The sequence below is a fragment of the Enterobacter sp. 22466 genome (assembly GCF_052044775.1).
GTDB lineage: Bacteria > Pseudomonadota > Gammaproteobacteria > Enterobacterales > Enterobacteriaceae > Enterobacter > Enterobacter dissolvens.
Window position 1 is genome coordinate 119091 of sequence record NZ_JBQENX010000011.1, and the last position, 17551, is coordinate 136641.

Consider the following 17551-nt stretch of genomic DNA (forward strand, 5'->3'; position numbering starts at 1 on the left):
GATGCCCCGTATGCAATTACTCGACTCACTCACGCAATATCAGGAAAATCATTTTCTGCGCTGGAATGGCGACATCGCCGACGCGCTGCTGCTTGTCTCCCTCGAGGGTTACGAGGCGCTTTCTGCCCCTTTTTGTTATGAACTCCGTTCCCTGACCAAAAAGAGCGAAAAAGACCTGACTCAGTGGCACGGGAAAACGGTCTCCTGCAGGATCGGCGACGGAAGCCATAACCTTCCTCAGCGTCATCTGCATGGTGTTGTCACTCGTATCCGTTATAAGCAACGCACTCCTGACGAGGCTGAATGTATTCTCACGCTGGAACCCTCGCTCACGCTGCTGACGCTGGGTCGTGTCATGCGTATCTGGCAAAACGTCAGTGTTCCTGAACTGGTGCATACCTTACTAAGCGACCATGGAATCACTCAGCTTGATGTGCAGCTGCATGGAAACTACCCAAAGCGAGAGTACTGCGTACAGTACCGTGAATCTGCATTTAAATTTATCCAGCGATTACTGGAAGAGGAAGGTATTTACTACTATTTTCGCCATAGTGAATCCGGTCACACGCTGGTCCTGGCCGATCACCCTGCCAGCCACAGTGCAATTCAGGGTGACAAACTCTTCTGGCACCACCACGGCGCAGTTCTCACCGAAGGCAATATTGATAACTGGATGTCCAGTGCCTCACTGTTACCTGCCAGTGTGGCGTTGCAGGGTGTGAGCATGCCGCAGGCTTCAACCATTGAGGATCAGCAAAACGCCAGCGGTTCAGACGCTCATGTCGATGCCGTAGTTTTCACGGACATAACTCCGCAAGGAGAACGGTCTTTGATCGCGCGTGAAGCGCAAAATGCCATGGCCGCTCGCGAAGCGAACACTCGCCGCTTTGAAGCAATCGTCAACGCTCACTGGCTAAGCAGCGGGGAGACATTCACCCTCATCGGCCACCCGTCTGGGGAAGACACATACCGCATCCAGTCACTGGCATTCAAAGCTGTCAATAATTTCGATGATAACAAGAGCGACTATCACTGCGTAATGCAGACCATGGGCAACGCCCAGCCCTGGCATCCACCTTACCCTTCATGTCCGGAGATCCCCGGTATCCTCACCGCTACTGTGGTTGGCCCATCCTCAGAAGAGATCCATACCGATGAATATGGGCGGATCAAAATCCAGTTTCCATGGGACAAAGAGAATCCGCATGACGATACCAGCTCCTGCTGGGTACGCGTCGCCCAGCCGTGGACGGGGGGCAAATTCGGCGCGCAGTTCATTCCCCGCGTCGGCAGTGAAGTCCTGGTGAGCTTTGTTCAGGGGCACCCTGATTTCCCACTTGTTACAGGTACAGTTTACAACGGCCTGAACAAACCGCCCTTCGCCCTTCCCGGTGAAAAAACTGAAAGTGGTTTTGTCACGCGCAGTACCACCAACGGCAGCGTCGAAGAGGGTCATCGCCTGAGCTTTAACGACAAAAAAGGCAAGGAGTTAATGACCATTGTCGCTCAGAAAAACCTCTCTGTGACCGTGAAGAACAACGCCGACACCACTATTGCCGCAAACCGGAGTACAGAACTCACCAAAGGCGAGGACCGGCTGGTACTGAAGGAAGGTGACAGGAATATCACGCTCGAAAAAGGAGATATGAACATCAACCTCCAGAAGGGCAACCTGCAACACAAAGTCACGGGTAATGCCTCAACGGAACTCAGTAATGGCAATTATGCCCTGAAAGTCGCGGGCGGCAGCGGCAGCGTCAAAACCGATAAGGCGCTGACGCTGGAATCCACCCAGTCCATCGAACTGAAGGTGGGCAGCAACAAAATCACCCTCTCGGCCAGCGGCATTTCGATAAACGGCATGATGGTCAAAATCGAAGGCAGCGGTACGGCAGAGCTGAAAAGCGCAATGACCACCGTTGCGGGAAGCGGCATGACCCGGATTTCCGGCGGCATTATTAATATTGGATAAGAACGCATTATGACACCACATACTTCTGCACCTTCAGACAGTGTCGCCTGGGAAGAGAGCCTGCGGCAATGGGCGCAAGGTTTTTCGTCACATACCCTCGGCATAACACTCACCGCGCTGATGCGGAGCGTAATGCCTGACCGCGAGAAACCGCTTCTGGAGGTCATCGCTCAACAGTACCAGCAACCCGAAGAACAACGTCGCTGGCAGATTTTCGCTCAGGCCGAAATGCTCGGATTCAGTACGCCAGTAGGCGCATTGGCGCTATCGCAGTTCTTATCTCGCGGCAGTATGGCACCTGACGGGCTGGCTCCTGTTTACCCGGAACCCCAGCTCAGTGCACAAATGCTGCACTGTGCTCTGGTGATGCTTGTCACACAACTGGCAGAAAGCCCGGTTGATGGAGTACGGCTGTTAATTGAGCGCAGTGCCGCGCTAGAGGTGGCGTAATGAGTCAACCCGCTGCTCGCGTTTCTGACATGCACGTCTGTCCGATGGTGACCCCTGGGCTGCCCCCCATCCCCCATGTCGGCGGTCCTATTCTTCCACCGGGCGTCCCGAATGTATTGATCGGCGGTATGCCCGCCGCCACGGTAGGCTCTATGGCCGTCTGCGTGGGTCCTGTGGATACCATCGTTATGGGCAGTACAAAGGTACTGATAGGCAATAAACCTGCCGCACGAATGGGCGACAGTAGCGCCCATGGCGGAAAAATAGTATCGGGCTATCCCACTGTGTTAATTGGATAAAGGAATAAACGTCATGTTACTCGACATTAATGATCTGTTATTGCCGATTCGTCAGGACAATCCTGCCGGTGAAAACCTGGAATATGACCCCCTCTTCGATGAGATTCGTCAGGCCCGTGAAAGCGACCCTGACGACATGCCCGAGGATGAATGGTCCGTCACGGAGCCGCGCAAAGCGGACTGGAACAGGGTATGCAATCTCAGCGAAAAAGCACTAAGGGAACAAACCAAAGATCTGCAACTGGCCTGCTGGTACGTCGAGGCGTTATGTCATCAACAGGGGTTAGCTGGCCTGAGTACAGGTATCGCGTTTCTCAGCGAATTTATCACTCGCTTTTGGTTCCAGTGCTGGCCGGCCCTTGAAGAGGAAGGACTAGAAATGCGCCGCAGCAAACTCCAGCGCCTTGACAGAGATCTCAGCCAGCTGCTGTTACGCCGGCCAATGTTGCGCCAGGCCAGTACCTCGCTACTTTTCTGGCGCCAGACTCTCGCCTTTGAGCACAAAATCAACACACATCCAGGCGATCGTGATGCGCTGATCCGTAAGGAAGGCGATTTAACAATGGAGAGTTTTGATCAACAGGCGATGAATTTTTCCTCCATTGAGATCGGTCAGCAGGCGGCCAGTGTAGAAGCCCTCTCTTCAGATCTCTCGCAACTGGAGGCGCGTTACCTCTCACTGAGCCAGGATCCCGAAAACGACGTGTTTACCCAGAGCCGCCAGACGCTGAAGGAGCTCGCCGATTATCTTCAGAAACTGACACAGCGTGCTATTCCTCTGGTTGATGAGTCACTCACCCTCGCCCCCGTCATGGAAGATGCCGTTCCGTTGCCCGCCGAAGCGCCGGTGCGAACGCCGACACAAACCATGAGCCGGGAACTGGCCATCAGTCAGATGATGACCATTGCTGGATATTTTCGTCAGGCAGAGCCATCAAGCCCGGTGCCGTATCTGATGGAACGGGCTGCCCGATGGGCCACCATGACGCTGCCTGAATGGCTGGAAGAGATGCTCAACGACAGCAGCAGCATCATTGAAATTAATAATGTGTTAACAGGAAATGCCCGCTGATGCGTACTCTTTCCCCTCTCATGCTTGTGCTGGCGGCCATACTGCTTAGCGGTTGCGCAACCGATCCTGTCAAAGTGATGAATGAAAAGCAGGCGATCGACCAGGTCACCGCGCCGTTTGCACAAGGCGCTATAACGCTGGATGTACAAACGGATCCCGATCTGAACGCGCTGAATGGTATCGCCAATAGCTGCACCCTGCTGGTTATACAGGCTCAACAATCCAGCACGCTGAATAAGCTGCTCTCCAGCCCATTTGCATTGAAGTCTCTGTTTAGTGCCGCAGGCGCGCAGGACGAGATCCTTAAAGTCGATCGTTATCCCGCCATGCCTGGACAGAGCACTACCCTGCATATCGACCGCAGCGAAAATACCCGCTACATCGCTATTATCGCAGGTTATTACCCTTTCCCTCAGGAACAGCACATGCTGCTGATCAAGGTTCCCGTGACCAGCAGCAGCACCGGATGGTGGAATAAAACATGGCAGGCTCACCTGTCTCCACTTTTCCTGAAACTGCGGCTAGGCAGTACCAGCATTACCCAATTCTCAGGTGCAACAGCACAGCCGCTGGCGGTCACCACTCACGACGCAAAACCAGCCGTAAAAGGAGAGTAATATGTACCCACAGCTGCAACAAATTTACTGGTATTCCGGCGTCTATTTACAACCACAACATTTGCAGTCAGTTGATCTGCATCATAACTACATGCTTTCCCGACAGCGCCAGCTGGCTCAACCGTGGAATGTCGGCATGATCCAGTGCGATTTCAATCCCGAAACGCTCGTTGATTTCACGCTTAAGATTGAGCGACTACAGGCTATTTTGCCCTCTGGCGACTACCTCGAATATCCCGGTAACTGCGCCCTCTCCCCCCGTCACTTTCGTGATGCGTGGAAACAGATTGAGAAGCCCTTCACGCTGTGGCTGGCGCTGCGCCGCTTCGACCCGGGCCATGCCAACGTTGGCGATTCGCCTAACAGCCGCTGGCTCAAACCCCACGAAGAAGGTGTAATGAAAGATGTCTACTTCAATGGTCCTGAATGCAGCGTTTCACGGATTCTCTATAACGTTCAAATTCTCAGTGATGAGGAAAAGGCTGCAGTCGTGGATTGTGAATTTCTGCCCCTAATACGTCTGCGTTATGAGAACGATCGGGTGGTAAGCGACAGCCATTTTTGCCCGCCTCTGATCACACTGAACGGCTATCCAACGCTAAAAACATTGCTCGATGGGCTGTACGCCGAGCTGGCAAACCGCGCCCACCAGTTTGCAGAATACAAACGCCCGGATCAGCTCAGGGATGCAAGCCGGGGTGATGTCACTCAGTTGCTTGCAATGCGTTCGCTTAACCGTACTCTCCCCCTGCTGCAACACTACTGCCGCACGCCGACAATGCATCCCTGGCCGATCTATGGCCTGCTGACACAGCTGATTGGCGAACTTTCCAGCTTCAGCGAACGCTGTTCTTTCAATGGCGAATGGGAAGCCGAAGAGCCGCTTCTGCCTTACGATCACTTTTCGCTTTGCGCCAGTTTTTCCAGCGCCAGGAAGTTTATTATCGCCCTGCTCAATAACCTGACGCTGGAAAACAACACCTGGATAACCCTCAATCCAGACGAGCAGCGGGTGTTCCGCGGTGATTTGCAATCAATGCCGTGGAACAACACTGGTTCCGTCCTGTTGATGCTGCGCTCGGAAAAACTTGCCGTAGAACGTATCGACAGCAGCAGTTTCAAAATAGCGCCGGACGCAACGGTGTTGACGTTAATACAACATGCGTTGCCAGGGGTAACCGCCACACTGCTCAACCCAACCCCACGCGGCGTTCCGCATCGTCAGGACGCCTTTTACTTCCGGCTAAACCAGCAGGACAGCCTGTGGAAGCAGGTCGAAAAGCAGAAAAATATGGCCTTTTACTGGGATGATGCGCCTGCCGATCTTCAGGTACAGGCTATTTTTATGGGGCGCGAATAATGGCACTGCTTGACCACTATTTACCTGTCTTTAAACAGGTACTGCAAATGACCGGTAATCCGGGACAATATGACGATTACGAACAGGACCGCCAGGCCTGTATCGTCCTGCTGGAGCAGGCCATAGACAATGCCAGACAACAGGACGTCAGTGAGAGTGAGAAAGATGCTGCGCACGTGGCGGTCATTGCCTGGCTTGACGAAACCATATTGCGTTCCGCGCTGTCATGGCGTCAACGCTGGCAGGGGGAACTGTTACAGCGCAAATACCTGAACATCACCGTCGCTGGCGAACGTTTCTTCACGCTGCTGGACCAGCTCGACCCTCTTCATCATCAGGCCCGGGAAATCTTTTTGTTCTGTCTGCAACAGGATTTTCAGGGGCAGTACCGTTTACCTGATGATAAATCGGCATTGAAAACCGTGATCGCTGAACAACGTCGTCTGTGTCTGCCCGACGCGTGGCAAACATGGCCGAACGATGCCGCCATCGCCCCCCCCGCCCCCGCCCCGACAGATAACCTGTCCCGGGGGTTGGCTCCGTTACTGATGCTGCTTGCAGGTATCGTGCTTCAGTATGCCTTCTTGTACTTTTTCCTCCTCCACTCTATGTCCTGACTGCTATGTTCAAAAAATTAGCCTGTTTTACCGGCTGGCTGCTGGTACTTTCGTTATCACTGTTGTTTTGTTTCACCCTTGGTCTATGGCAGAACTGGAGCACGCCAGCCATTCTGCTGTTCTGGCTGGCTCTGCTGCTCACGGCGACGCTGTTATGGGGGGGGATTTTCGCCCTGACCAAAGCCATCAAAGGCAAACAAGGCCGTCGCTGGTTCGAGAAATATCGACTCTCACGCCGTGAATATGTGCTGTTGAGCCACTGGAAATACGGTGCAAACATTATTAAACGTATTCGTCGCCACCAGGCACCACTGCCCTGGTATCTGCTGGTTGGTGAACGTTGTGGTAAAAGCACCCTACTGGCCAGCACGGGGTTACCGCGCTTTGATGGCGACAACGACGATACCGTAGCCGGGCCAACCCGTACGCTGCACTGGTGGTTTTTTCGCCAACTCTGCATCCTTGATCTCTCAAGCAATTTTCTGAATGGTGCCGTAACATTCCGGGAAGCCTGGAGAAGATTAGCCCAGTGGTGCGCGCGAATGCCAACACCGGCGGGAATTATTGTCGCCCTCCCTGTGAGCGCCCTGATGAGTGACGACCTGAGCGCTCTGCACAACCTCGCGCGTCAGCAGCGGTCACTGATAGAACCGCTCGTGCGGCGCTTCGGCGAGCGTTTACCTTTGCATATCATGGTGACACAGTGCGACCAGTTCCCCGGTTTCAGTCTGTGGCACAAACAGTTGTCTGCGGCCCAGCGTCAACAACCGCTTGGCTACAGCTGGCCGACCTCACCTCATATTGATGGCCAGGACGAACTCGCCATACGCCCTCTCTTTGCAGCCCTGAAAGAAGGCATGTCACGGGTGCGTTTCAGCATGGCGCGCCCATCGGCGCTCAGCGCACAGGATAATGTTGCCCTGCTGGATTTTCCTGAAGCCTTTGCCTCTCTGGAGCCAAAGCTGCGCTATATGCTGGCGTCACTTTGTGAACCCAACGCCTATTTCAGTCATGTCAATCTCAACAGCGTGTGGTTTAGCGCAACAGAACCTCTTACAGATAATCTCGGCCGGCGATCCAGCGTCTTTGTTCACGATCTGCTCACCGGGCATTTGCGTGACCTGAGCCTGCGTCGCGGCAATCAAAGCTGGTATAACCGACCGGGCAGAAGGTTCGCGTGTCACTCCATACTGGTCATCTGCGCGCTGTGGTTCCTGTTAAGCGCCACCATGAGTTTTGGTCGGGTACAACCTGATATCACAACGTTGTCACCGGACGCGCTGGCGGCATTTATGATGCAGGATGAACGCTATTCAGCCGACTCTCTGCTCTATTTGCCGTTTCAGCCACTGCTTGAAAAACAGCATCAACATGCAGAGTCGCTACTGATACGGACCCCTTCCACCGCACTGCTGGCGCAAAAAGCGCTAGTGGACTTTCAGCAGCGGGTACTGAAAGCGAAGCCTGCGCAACAGCGTGAATATATTTTGCAGCTGGCTCACGCGGTGCTCGTCTGGCAAAAGATGCGTGATGGCGCCACGCTCGATACGCTCAGTCAGGATCGACCTATCCTCCCTGTGCTTCAGCAACATAGCTACCCTGAAACGTTATCGCCGCTGGCGGTTATCGCGCTGGAACGACACTTTATCCAACGTCCCGAGGGAGAGCGCTGGCTACAGACTGCCCGTCAATTGCTGGCAACGCTGGTCACTCACGATCCCGCGCTCACCTGGTTGATAGCCCCTTCCTCTACTTTACCTCCTCTACAGGCCTCACTTTACTGGCCGTCGCTATCGAAGAGTGTGGCGTTGTCCGGCATCTGGACCCGCGTCGGAGAAACAACGCTTAACGACTGGATGACGCTGATTGAACACGCCATTGGCGCGCCACAACAGATATTCCTGCAGGCACGTAAGCACAATCCCGGTCAACGGCAGAACGCATGGAAACAGTATCTGATTGAGGTAACTGCGAGTCTCGCTTCCCAGCCTCACGCAGCGCTGACGCGCGAGCAGCTGATTGCTCTCGGGCAGAACGAAAGCCAGGCAATGAAATTTGCCGATCGCGCGCTGGATGAACTGAAAGATATCCCTCCGGAACAGGCGCAGCCCTGGTTGAGTACGCTACGAAACCTGCAACGCCTGGCTATAAACGAACACGCCTCCGCGCTACTAAGCCGCGCCAACCGACTGGATAGCCGTCTACGCCAGTCGTTTACCACCTGGCTACGAGGAAATACGCCAAAACCGCGTACTGACAGTGCTCCTCCCGCCTCTCTGGCGTGGCGGCAGTGGCAAAACGCGCGCAGCAGCGCGGTAACAGAGGCCGTCGCGCAGGAAAAACCTGATGCCCGTCTGACCCACGGGTTGTTCAGCTCGCCCCCGAGCAGTAACGCTCGCAATCCATTAACCGGGCTGCTGCCAGCGCTCACTACCTTACAGGAAGATCTGTCGCCGCAGAATAACGATGCCAGTACCACAGCCGTCTGGCGTTTATATCAGGATGACGCCCGCAGCCTGCTGGGAAATGCCATCTCCCAGAGCGCCTGCTGGCTCAATAATCAGTGGAAGAGCATGGTTCTCTGGCCGCTCGATAAAGACAGCGAGCAGCGAGACTACGACGAGCAGCAGGCTCAGAGCCAGCAGTCCGTCGCCGCATTTTTGCAAGGGCCTGCCAAAGCGCTATTGACCAGAGGAGCCAACGGCCCGGACGCTGCTGACTATGAAGGTATGCGGGTTCCGCTGTCTGACAGCTTTATTCGTCTCGCCCGAAACGCCATGTCGCCCGAAATGATGCAGAACCTGCCGCAACGCACTTCCACGCGCCTGAACGATCGACGTGCGGCTTTACAGGCAAAACGTGATGCACTGCGTCTTAAACAAAGCGAACTGGAAAAGAAGAGCTGGAAAACCAGCATCGCCAGCCAGCCTGCCACGGTACCAGGGGGCGCGAAGGTGATCCCTATTGGCACCCAGCTCACCCTCAACTGCCTGACGGGCGACCAGCAACTCACGAGCATGAATTTCGCTGAAAAACGGCAATTTACCTGGCAGCCAGGCCAGTGCCCCGGCATGACCCTCAGTGTGAAATTCCCAGACTTCACTGCTGACTACCCGATTCATGGGGATGATGCCTGGCCCTGGTTTGTTAACCGTTTTACCGACGGTGACGTTTTGCTCGACAGCGATGACTTTGGCGACAAAGCAGCCCTGCTAAAACAGCTCGGGATCAAGAAAATCCTGGCTCGCTTCACTGTATCCAGCCCGCAGGAAATGGAGGGCGCGTGGCAAGCCTGGAACGATCTTAACGACGACATTAACGATCTCGACACCCAAATTTCCAGCCTGGATGCACGCGTTGAATCGCAACCTCTCAATCCCATTTCCGCCCTGCCCGACACGATCGCACAGTGCCAGTAACCTCAATCAGGACAAATTATGAACCCACATTTGAAATCTGTTATCAGTAAGCTCAACAGCGAAAGCCGTAGCGCGCTGGATGCCGCAATCAGCCATGCCGCATCACGGCATCACCAGGACGTCAGTCCGGAGCATCTGCTCCTGGCAATTATTCTTCAGGAAACGACCCTGATAGAGTCGCTCGGGTTACAGGCCGGGCTCCCCACAAGTCACCTTCTGTCAGCGGTGAAAAAGACGCTTGATTATGCGGATACCGGTACAGCCCCAACACCAGTGTTTGCGTCTGAGCTGGTGGAATGGCTGGTGAGTAGCTGGTTACTGGCTAGCGCCCGCTGGGGCCAGCAGCAGCTCAGTCCGTCGGCGCTGATGGCCTGCCTGCTGGATGAAACAACGGAACCGCGGGTCGCCCCACGGGTTCAACAGATGCTGGCTTGCGATCGTGCACAGGCATACCTGGTGCTGAACACCAGCGAAAACGTTCCTCACCAACAGGCGGTCCCTTCTTCTGCAGGCGGAGCGACTCTGACGAAATATACCCGTAACCTGAGCGAATTGGCACGTCAGGGCAAACTGGACCCGGTGCTGGGGCGTGAGCCTGAAATCCGTCAGATGGTGGATATCCTGTTACGTCGCCGACAGAACAATCCGATCCTCACCGGCGAGCCAGGCGTGGGTAAAACGGCGCTGGTTGAAGGACTTGCGTTGCGCATCGCGGCGGGCACCGTGCCCACCATGCTGAAGACGATGGAAGTGATGACGCTGGATCTGGGTCTGTTACAGGCAGGTGCCAGCGTGAAAGGTGAATTTGAAAATCGTCTTCAGTCTCTGCTGAAAGAGGTCGCCAGCTACCCGCAGCCCGTCATTTTATTTATTGATGAAGCCCATACGCTGATCGGCGCCGGTGGGCAGGCTGGGCAAAATGATGCCGCTAATCTGCTAAAACCGGCGCTGGCGCGCGGTGAACTTCGCATCATCGCCGCCACCACTTGGGCGGAATATAAAAAGTATTTTGAGAAAGACGCGGCACTGGCACGCCGTTTTCAGGTGGTGAAAGTGGCAGAGCCAGACCTTATCAACGCCACCACCATGCTTCGCGCGATGGCTCCGGCGATGTCGCAACATCATGGGATCTCGGTGCTGGAAAGTGCCATCCATGCGGCGGTTAATCTCTCCAGCAGATATATTGCTGGCCGTCAGCTACCGGACAAGTCTGTGAGCCTGCTTGATACCGCCTGCGCCCGGGTGGCTGTTTCCCAGACACATGAACCGAAAGAGATTGAAACCATTTCAGCGCAGCTCCAGGCGATCTACAGCGAATGCGAAGCGCTGAAGCGAGAAAATACCGCCCCTGAATTGCAACAAAAACTGGCACAGCAGGCCGGTGAGCTGCACACGCGTCTTGACAGACTGAATACCGAGTGGCAGGACCAGAACACGCTGGTACAACAGCTTCTGCAAAGCAAAGACGCCGATGAAATCTCCCGCGGCCGGGCCGAACTCGCTACCCGTCACCAGCAACATGCAATGGTGTTTGAGTGCGTGGACGCCACATGTGTGGCGGACGTTGTTGCTGACTGGACCGGCATTCCGCTGGGTCGCATGCTTGAGAAAGAGCACCAGCAACTCGATGCCCTGTTCGAGCGGCTGGCCGGAAGAGTTATTGGTCAGCAACACGCCCTGGAGCAGATCGCGCAGCAGATCCGCATCAGCCGGGCAGGTATGGGTGATCCGCTGAAGCCCACCGGCGTCTACCTTCTGGCCGGGCCATCCGGCACAGGCAAAACAGAAACATCGCTGGCTCTGGCAGAACTGCTTTTCGGCGGCGATCAAAGCCTGGTGACCATTAATATGTCGGAGTATCAGGAAGCTCACTCCGTGTCGGGTCTGAAAGGTTCCCCTCCGGGCTACGTGGGTTACGGCCAGGGTGGCGTTCTGACCGAGGCTGTGCGTCGTAACCCGTATAGTGTGGTGCTGCTGGATGAAGTGGAAAAAGCGCATCCTGACGTGATGGAGCTGTTCTATCAGATTTTCGATAAAGGCATGATAGAAGATGCTGAAGGCCAGCCGATTAACTTCCGCAACACGTTAATTATCCTGACCTCTAACCTTGCCAGCGCCGCGCTGGTCGCCGCTGTAGAAAACGGTGAAACCGATCCGGCTGTGCTGTGTCGTCAAATCAGACCTGAATTCGATCGCGTATTCAGTCCTGCGCTGATGGGGCGCATGACGTTGATCCCATATTTGCCTCTTCATCCTGAAGCCATGGAGCAGATCATCGCGCTGAAGCTCAAGCGCCTGTGCCTGCGCTACCAGCAGGCAAGCGAAGGTAACATTTTACCCGGCTGGAGCCCACAGGTGGTGAGCTGGGTGGCTGAGCGTTGTCAGGTCAAACAGAGCGGCGCGCGCGATATTGATCAGGTTCTGAATCAGCACTTGCTGCCTGTACTGGCGGCGCAAGCGTTGAAGCAGGGGGAAACAGGCACGCTCAAAATTGATGTCAAAAATAACACCCTCATCCTGCGCGCAGGGAAGAAAAAATCATGAGCGCAACGCTGACCAATAACGAATCACTGTCGCTAAAGATCAACTGTCACGATCCGCGCAGCCATCAGCACTTTTTGCAGTTCAGCAACGATATGCATCGCTGGCAAACGCATGCCACCGACAGCAGCTGGTGGCTGGAGCGGGAGAAGGCCTGCCTCGCATTGTTCCAGCACTATGGCTATGACCTGCAAACAGGACTGTGGTATTGCCTGATTGCCTGTCATCGTAGTGGCTGGAAAGGCATTGCCGGCGCGTCCTTGCTGCTGGCGAATGGTTTCGGTAGGAAGCAAACGCCGTGCTGGCCGCCGCTGGCGGCGGTGGAACTGCGTCGCCAGCTTCTGGATGGCTATTGCCGTCAGCTACTGCCTCTGATCTATGTTCTGCCGATGACGGCAGTCAGTACGTCCGCACTTGAGCAGCTACAAAGTGCCGCTGGGTTACTGGAGAAACAGGCCGTTGCACTCCAGTCGCCGCAGCACTCCGCCTTTCGTCAGCTATCGGCCTGGCTGGAAGCCCATATCTCTACCCCCAAATTGCAGGCCATCACGCCTGCCGTTTCGCCTGCTCCGGTAGCGTCACCCGTCGCCTTTGCACCTCCCGTTCCGGCTCTGGAACAGGAGGTTCCGACACGCTGGCCGGGGCGTTTAATCTGGTGCGTGCTGGGCGCGGTGATGGCATTGTCGATAACGACAGTGATACAGAAAATTGACGATCCTGATGTGCTACGCTTCAGCAATCAAATCTGGCCAGACAATCCGCTGGTTGAACACCGGCGGATTGCCCTGGAAAGAATGAGCGACACGCTGCCTGTTAACAGGAGCGTTGAGCAACTCAGCCAGCAGTTGGATACACTCGAGCAACGGCTACTGGATGCAGAGCAGAAACGTAAGCCCTATATGACGATTTCAGAGCTTAAGACAAGCATTTACCAAATGCGCGATACCCTGCGCCAGCAGGCTACGATGGTGGAATATCAACTTGACCAACTACAAGAACAGAAAGAGAACGGCCAACCGATTTCAGATGCCACACTGTATACCCTTTCAGTGCAGGTAGAAGCGCTGAAAGACAAGTTAATATTGTTAAATATTCCATATAAATATATGCTCCCTCAAAACTCTTTACATCAACGCGCAAATTAGTTTAAAACTGATGATTTTAGATAAGGATAATCTCTTTTTAAATAAAGAAAATTCCATTATTCATCCCTGATATTTATATAATAAATCAGACAATATACAATATGCACTAGAAAGATTTCTCACTACAATATCGCAAGTGCATGTGATATTCACTCAACATAGCACTATCACTTGCAAAATACTTTACCCAAAGAACAAGCCAAGAGAGGATACATGCGTATTTTAGGAAAACAAATAAACTCAAACATTTTCTCTAAAAATGATCAATCACATAAAACAGTTCTTCCCCAATGGAAAAAGGTGCAAGTTAACACATCAAATGCATGTTCTCATTTTAGAGGCGGAGCAATTATTGATGCTCAAAATTTGAAAGGCTGTAAGTTTTTAGTTCACACTATTCGTGATTTTGCAGTACAAAGCCCTTTACTTTCACAGAGAGCAGAAGCGTTATTTTCAACCTGGGATGTAATTAGTTCATCAGTCATTGGCGCGGGCACATACCATAGAACCCAATGGGCTGACATTGGCCTTATATTAGCCGTTCCTCCACAAAATATCATAGGCACTTTCCGTCAAGATGTATGGTTTCCAAATCACGCAGGGAATACCCAGGGAGGGCACAATAATACCTATGCTTTAGCTGATAGCTATTTTCAGGGATTAAACAAAAAACAACAACCCATTAATGGGGCAACATATGCTCAACTTTCAACACCTGATGATATAATCAAAGGAACATTTTCTAATTATACCGGAACTGGAGGATATAATGAGATACTTGTAGTTGGACGACCAAATGTCAGAATTTACGAAGGATTCGGGCCTACGGAAAGAGTAAAGGTATGTGGAATTTACTATCATCAGGCTGTTAAAGGTTCGAATAGTGATATAAGAACCAGAGATAAAAATATTATGATTATTAAGAAGCTATTGGCACACAATAACATTCCAGTATTTACAGAGTTCACTTGTTTAACTGACGTACGTGATCATGATGCCGGCATTAAATTTGGAAGATTCATGCAAGAATTTAATAATGGGTTGTCTAGTGCATTGCGATAATACATTTAGGATTCATCAATTATTTGAGTTCTAGCACGACATTAAGTGAGAGCCCCTCAGGAGGATAGATAACTATATGACTGGGGGACTCTATGTTGGATTGCCTACCATTTAGAACGACTTCCCGACCTCAAATCAGTCTGGGAATAACCTAAACCCCAAGGCGAGGACTATATTCCGGTGAATACCCTTGTTCTTGAAGAGTTGAATAGAAATGCTTTAATTCAGTTATCGAGTGGACGTTCACTATCTTCCCCTGTGGCAAAAAGAAAACAGGTTTATCCTCAGGATCAAATCCGTTATTATACGGATTTCCGGTTTCATCTCCATGCCACACTAATTTTCCTCCACGATAACCACAAAGTCGTACCTCTTCATTTAATGCCTTGATCAAGGTTTCACAAAAAAAATGCACATTGCCTTTATTTTCATCCGCTGGGATGTTGAGATGTGAAGTCGTTTTTAAAAAGCTAATATCCCAGTTCCCTTTGATTAACCGTGGCGTCAACCCTGACTGCCGTAAATTATAGTTTTGCTGCTTGCGAGGGATAATAGCAAAAAGATCATAGTCTGCTGTTACAGCTCCGGAGGAAGCAGATAGTCTGCCCAGCTCAGGCGGATACTCAGGCGGGTTAGTCATCACCCTGACAACGCCCCCCTCTCGGTTAGTAACAGCGCCTTCCGAATCGATAAAAAAATGATGAACCCCACTGGGAAAGACTGCTGAGTATCCTTTATTACCCAGGTCTTTCATGACGTTCCGCCTGATAAGCTCTTGAATTCTGTCACTTGAAATGACTAATGGCACCGCCTTCGCTCCTTTTCGCTTTGCTATAGTAATTTCTTCTTCATGCTTCCTATACAATGAGCAGGCAACTTTAGAATACTTCGCTTCTTCGGGGATAAATCCGGCCGTGGGACCAGAACAGCTGGATTTAGCTTTAATATGGAAATTTTTTGAGGGGGCACCTGCTTTTAAAAGAGAAAAACTGAGTGGATTAGGATAGCGTAAGCCAAGAACAACGTGATATTTCGAGGCAACGCGTTTAAAAGCAGAATCGTAAGGTAGTTCTAAAATCATTAGTAGCACCCCTGATTATTCTTCATCTCAATGTTGGCCATTCAATTTATGCCATACATTCACCAACGCGGTGTCAGTATTTACTCCCAGTTTTCGCATCGCTTTTTTTTTCTGTCCACTGATCGTTTTCAGACTACGGTTTAAATACGCGGCAATTTCTGTTACCGACATACCGTCCACGACCAATCGAACCACCTCAATCTCCCGACTGGATAGTTCAGCCAGACTACCACTCCCTTTGGAGTCATTATTAATAATATGATTAAGCAGCGCCAGCGAGGTCTGGCTATCGACATAGTTCTCTCCATGGTGGATACGCTGAATAATTTCTGGCAGTTGGTTGATTTCATGACTGGTTTTACTGATGAACCCTTTGATACCCAGCCCCATCAGCTGTCGAACCATTGTCACATTATCGTAAGAACTTAAAACAATCAGCGAAATATGTGGATAATGACGACGCAGTTGCCGGATGAGCTGCATACCATCCGGCATAGGGTCGTTATAAAAGGCAAAGTCGCAGATCAGTACATCGCAGGGTACGCTTCTGAGTAACTCCATGAGGTCTGTAATCGTTTGGGCCATACCGGTTACGGTTAACAGCGGTGACTGCAATATCACGCTGCGTAACCCAGCCAGCACTACCGCGTGATCGTCTGCTAATACGACGTTTGAGAGAGTGTTATGCATTTCCCTATTACCTCTGTTCCTTTTTTGTGACCACAGGCATTAAAGCGTTGCTGTTGTCGGTGTAAAGGTGACCCGCAGCGTACCGTGGTACTGCCCGGCATTCTTATCCGCCGTCGCGAATTTGTTTACTCGAAACTCCAGGGGCGTTGGGGCACACAGCACCGGGTACGAAATAGACGGCAGGCGTACCGGCCGCACGCGGTGGGTATTCACCGTATTCCAGGTGATAAGTTCCCCGTTGCGCACCTCCATCATGGCGTCCGTTTCCGGGTTGTTCATTCGCACTTGATAGTCGATGCGGTCGCGCGACTGGTTTTCATCTCCCCCGTCACGGTAGACGGAGAACCAGCCCAATGGCCGCCCGGTGGGCGTATGGTGATTACCGTCTTCGAGCAGTACTTCATACTTACTGCTGTTGACATTAAAACCGTCGTACAGGCACATATCCAGGTTCGTGACATCCTGCCCCCCCGGAGTCGGGCTGGCACCTGCGGTAGGGTGGATATTGAGTGGTACTAATGGCGTTGCGGTACCAAATTCCGGGAAATAGATATCGATGTGGTTGGTGTCAGTGATTAACAAGGATATATTTATTATATCCGACGCCAATAGCTGATTATTAGCATCACGTTCCTGAAGCTTCAGCCTCCCCTCCCAAACCCCCCCTATCGGTATAAAATCATTAATATTGAATCTAGGGTCATCTTCTGAATTACCGGTTACTACAATAATAAACTTACCGGCTATTAATTCATCGTTATACGTTTTCATTACTTTATTGTAATTTATAGCAACTTTAGCGTTGTTAACATGATCAGGAAGGTCATCAAAAGCGGACTGCAGACCACGTAAATTTAATAGAGCGGTAATACCACTTCTACGTTCCTTTAATCTCAACTTTATTATAGTGGGTCTTGGCGTGGGTCTATTTCCCATATTTGTAACGCATGCCCCATATGTAGGATCAGTCTCACTAAGACATACCCAGCCATTCCCCCCCCAGCGTTCAGGATTGTCAGTATCAAACCCGCCATATATTTTTTGGTTTATAGCTGATTGGCCATATAAATCAACTGTGTCGCTAAAATCAATTACCATATCTTGCGGGGGCACAACCGAGGCCAAAACTGAATGCGGAGTGCAAACAGAAAATAGGTTCAAGGCGAATAGCAAATATCTCAAACATCCTGAATTCTCAATTATTCTATTCATTTTAGTTTTTCCAT

14 protein-coding genes are annotated in these 17551 nt (G+C 52.0%); 11 read left to right on the plus strand and 3 right to left on the minus strand.

Annotated elements, in window-relative coordinates; translation table 11 throughout:
* Window positions 1-10 precede the first annotated feature (10 nt).
* The 11 genes from ACTJJI_RS22965 to ACTJJI_RS23015 all read left to right on the plus strand — a co-directional run bounded on the left by ACTJJI_RS22965 (window position 11) and on the right by ACTJJI_RS23015 (window position 14554).
* Window positions 11-1972: a type VI secretion system Vgr family protein gene (locus ACTJJI_RS22965; RefSeq protein WP_440655666.1), complete on the plus strand. Its 1962-nt coding sequence runs from the start codon at window positions 11-13 to the stop codon at window positions 1970-1972.
* Window positions 1973-1981: 9 nt separating this feature from the next.
* A complete protein-coding gene (locus tag ACTJJI_RS22970) occupies window positions 1982-2422 on the plus strand; it encodes a DUF6931 family protein (protein WP_440655668.1) in 441 nt (146 codons plus the stop codon).
* On the plus strand, window positions 2422-2721 hold the full coding sequence (locus ACTJJI_RS22975) for a PAAR domain-containing protein (protein ID WP_219279704.1): 300 nt from the start codon (window positions 2422-2424) through the stop codon (window positions 2719-2721). The genes ACTJJI_RS22970 and ACTJJI_RS22975 overlap by 1 nt, the downstream gene beginning before the upstream one ends.
* 13 nt (window positions 2722-2734) lie before the next feature.
* Complete coding sequence (gene tssA, locus ACTJJI_RS22980; protein ID WP_440655671.1) at window positions 2735-3793, plus strand: type VI secretion system protein TssA; 1059 nt, start codon at window positions 2735-2737, stop codon at window positions 3791-3793.
* Complete coding sequence (gene tssJ / locus ACTJJI_RS22985) at window positions 3793-4410, plus strand: type VI secretion system lipoprotein TssJ (RefSeq protein ID WP_440655673.1); 618 nt, start codon at window positions 3793-3795, stop codon at window positions 4408-4410. The genes tssA and tssJ overlap by 1 nt, the downstream gene beginning before the upstream one ends.
* A gap of 1 nt (window position 4411) precedes the next feature.
* Window positions 4412-5770 (plus strand): type VI secretion system baseplate subunit TssK, encoded by a 1359-nt coding sequence (tssK, locus tag ACTJJI_RS22990; RefSeq protein ID WP_440655675.1) that lies wholly within the window; start codon window positions 4412-4414, stop codon window positions 5768-5770.
* Complete coding sequence (locus ACTJJI_RS22995; RefSeq protein ID WP_440655677.1) at window positions 5770-6387, plus strand: DotU family type IV/VI secretion system protein; 618 nt, start codon at window positions 5770-5772, stop codon at window positions 6385-6387. The genes tssK and ACTJJI_RS22995 overlap by 1 nt, the downstream gene beginning before the upstream one ends.
* Before the next feature lie 5 nt (window positions 6388-6392).
* Window positions 6393-9806: a type VI secretion protein IcmF/TssM N-terminal domain-containing protein gene (locus ACTJJI_RS23000; RefSeq protein ID WP_440655679.1), complete on the plus strand. Its 3414-nt coding sequence runs from the start codon at window positions 6393-6395 to the stop codon at window positions 9804-9806.
* Between the two features lie 18 nt (window positions 9807-9824).
* Window positions 9825-12350, plus strand: a complete 2526-nt coding sequence (gene tssH, locus ACTJJI_RS23005; protein WP_440655681.1) for a type VI secretion system ATPase TssH — start codon at window positions 9825-9827, stop codon at window positions 12348-12350.
* Window positions 12347-13492, plus strand: a complete 1146-nt coding sequence (locus tag ACTJJI_RS23010; RefSeq protein ID WP_440655683.1) for a VasL domain-containing protein — start codon at window positions 12347-12349, stop codon at window positions 13490-13492. The genes tssH and ACTJJI_RS23010 overlap by 4 nt, the downstream gene beginning before the upstream one ends.
* Window positions 13493-13705: 213 nt before the next feature.
* Window positions 13706-14554 carry a hypothetical protein gene (locus tag ACTJJI_RS23015; protein WP_440655685.1) on the plus strand — a complete coding sequence of 283 codons (849 nt, stop codon included), beginning with the start codon at window positions 13706-13708 and terminating at the stop codon, window positions 14552-14554.
* 151 nt (window positions 14555-14705) lie between these two features.
* Here ACTJJI_RS23015 and ACTJJI_RS23020 read toward each other — a convergent pair whose 3' ends face one another.
* Genes ACTJJI_RS23020 through ACTJJI_RS23030 form a run of 3 tightly spaced genes read right to left on the minus strand, consistent with a single transcriptional unit; the run spans window position 14706 to window position 17537 of the window.
* The gene (locus ACTJJI_RS23020) at window positions 14706-15635 is read right to left on the minus strand and encodes an anthrax toxin-like adenylyl cyclase domain-containing protein (protein ID WP_440655687.1); all 930 of its coding nucleotides are present in this window, start codon (window positions 15633-15635) and stop codon (window positions 14706-14708) included.
* A gap of 27 nt (window positions 15636-15662) precedes the next feature.
* Window positions 15663-16325 carry a response regulator gene (locus tag ACTJJI_RS23025; RefSeq protein ID WP_440655689.1) on the minus strand — a complete coding sequence of 221 codons (663 nt, stop codon included), beginning with the start codon at window positions 16323-16325 and terminating at the stop codon, window positions 15663-15665.
* Window positions 16326-16364: 39 nt separating this feature from the next.
* Window positions 16365-17537 (minus strand): CfaE/CblD family pilus tip adhesin, encoded by a 1173-nt coding sequence (locus tag ACTJJI_RS23030; protein ID WP_440655691.1) that lies wholly within the window; start codon window positions 17535-17537, stop codon window positions 16365-16367.
* Window positions 17538-17551 lie beyond the last annotated feature (14 nt).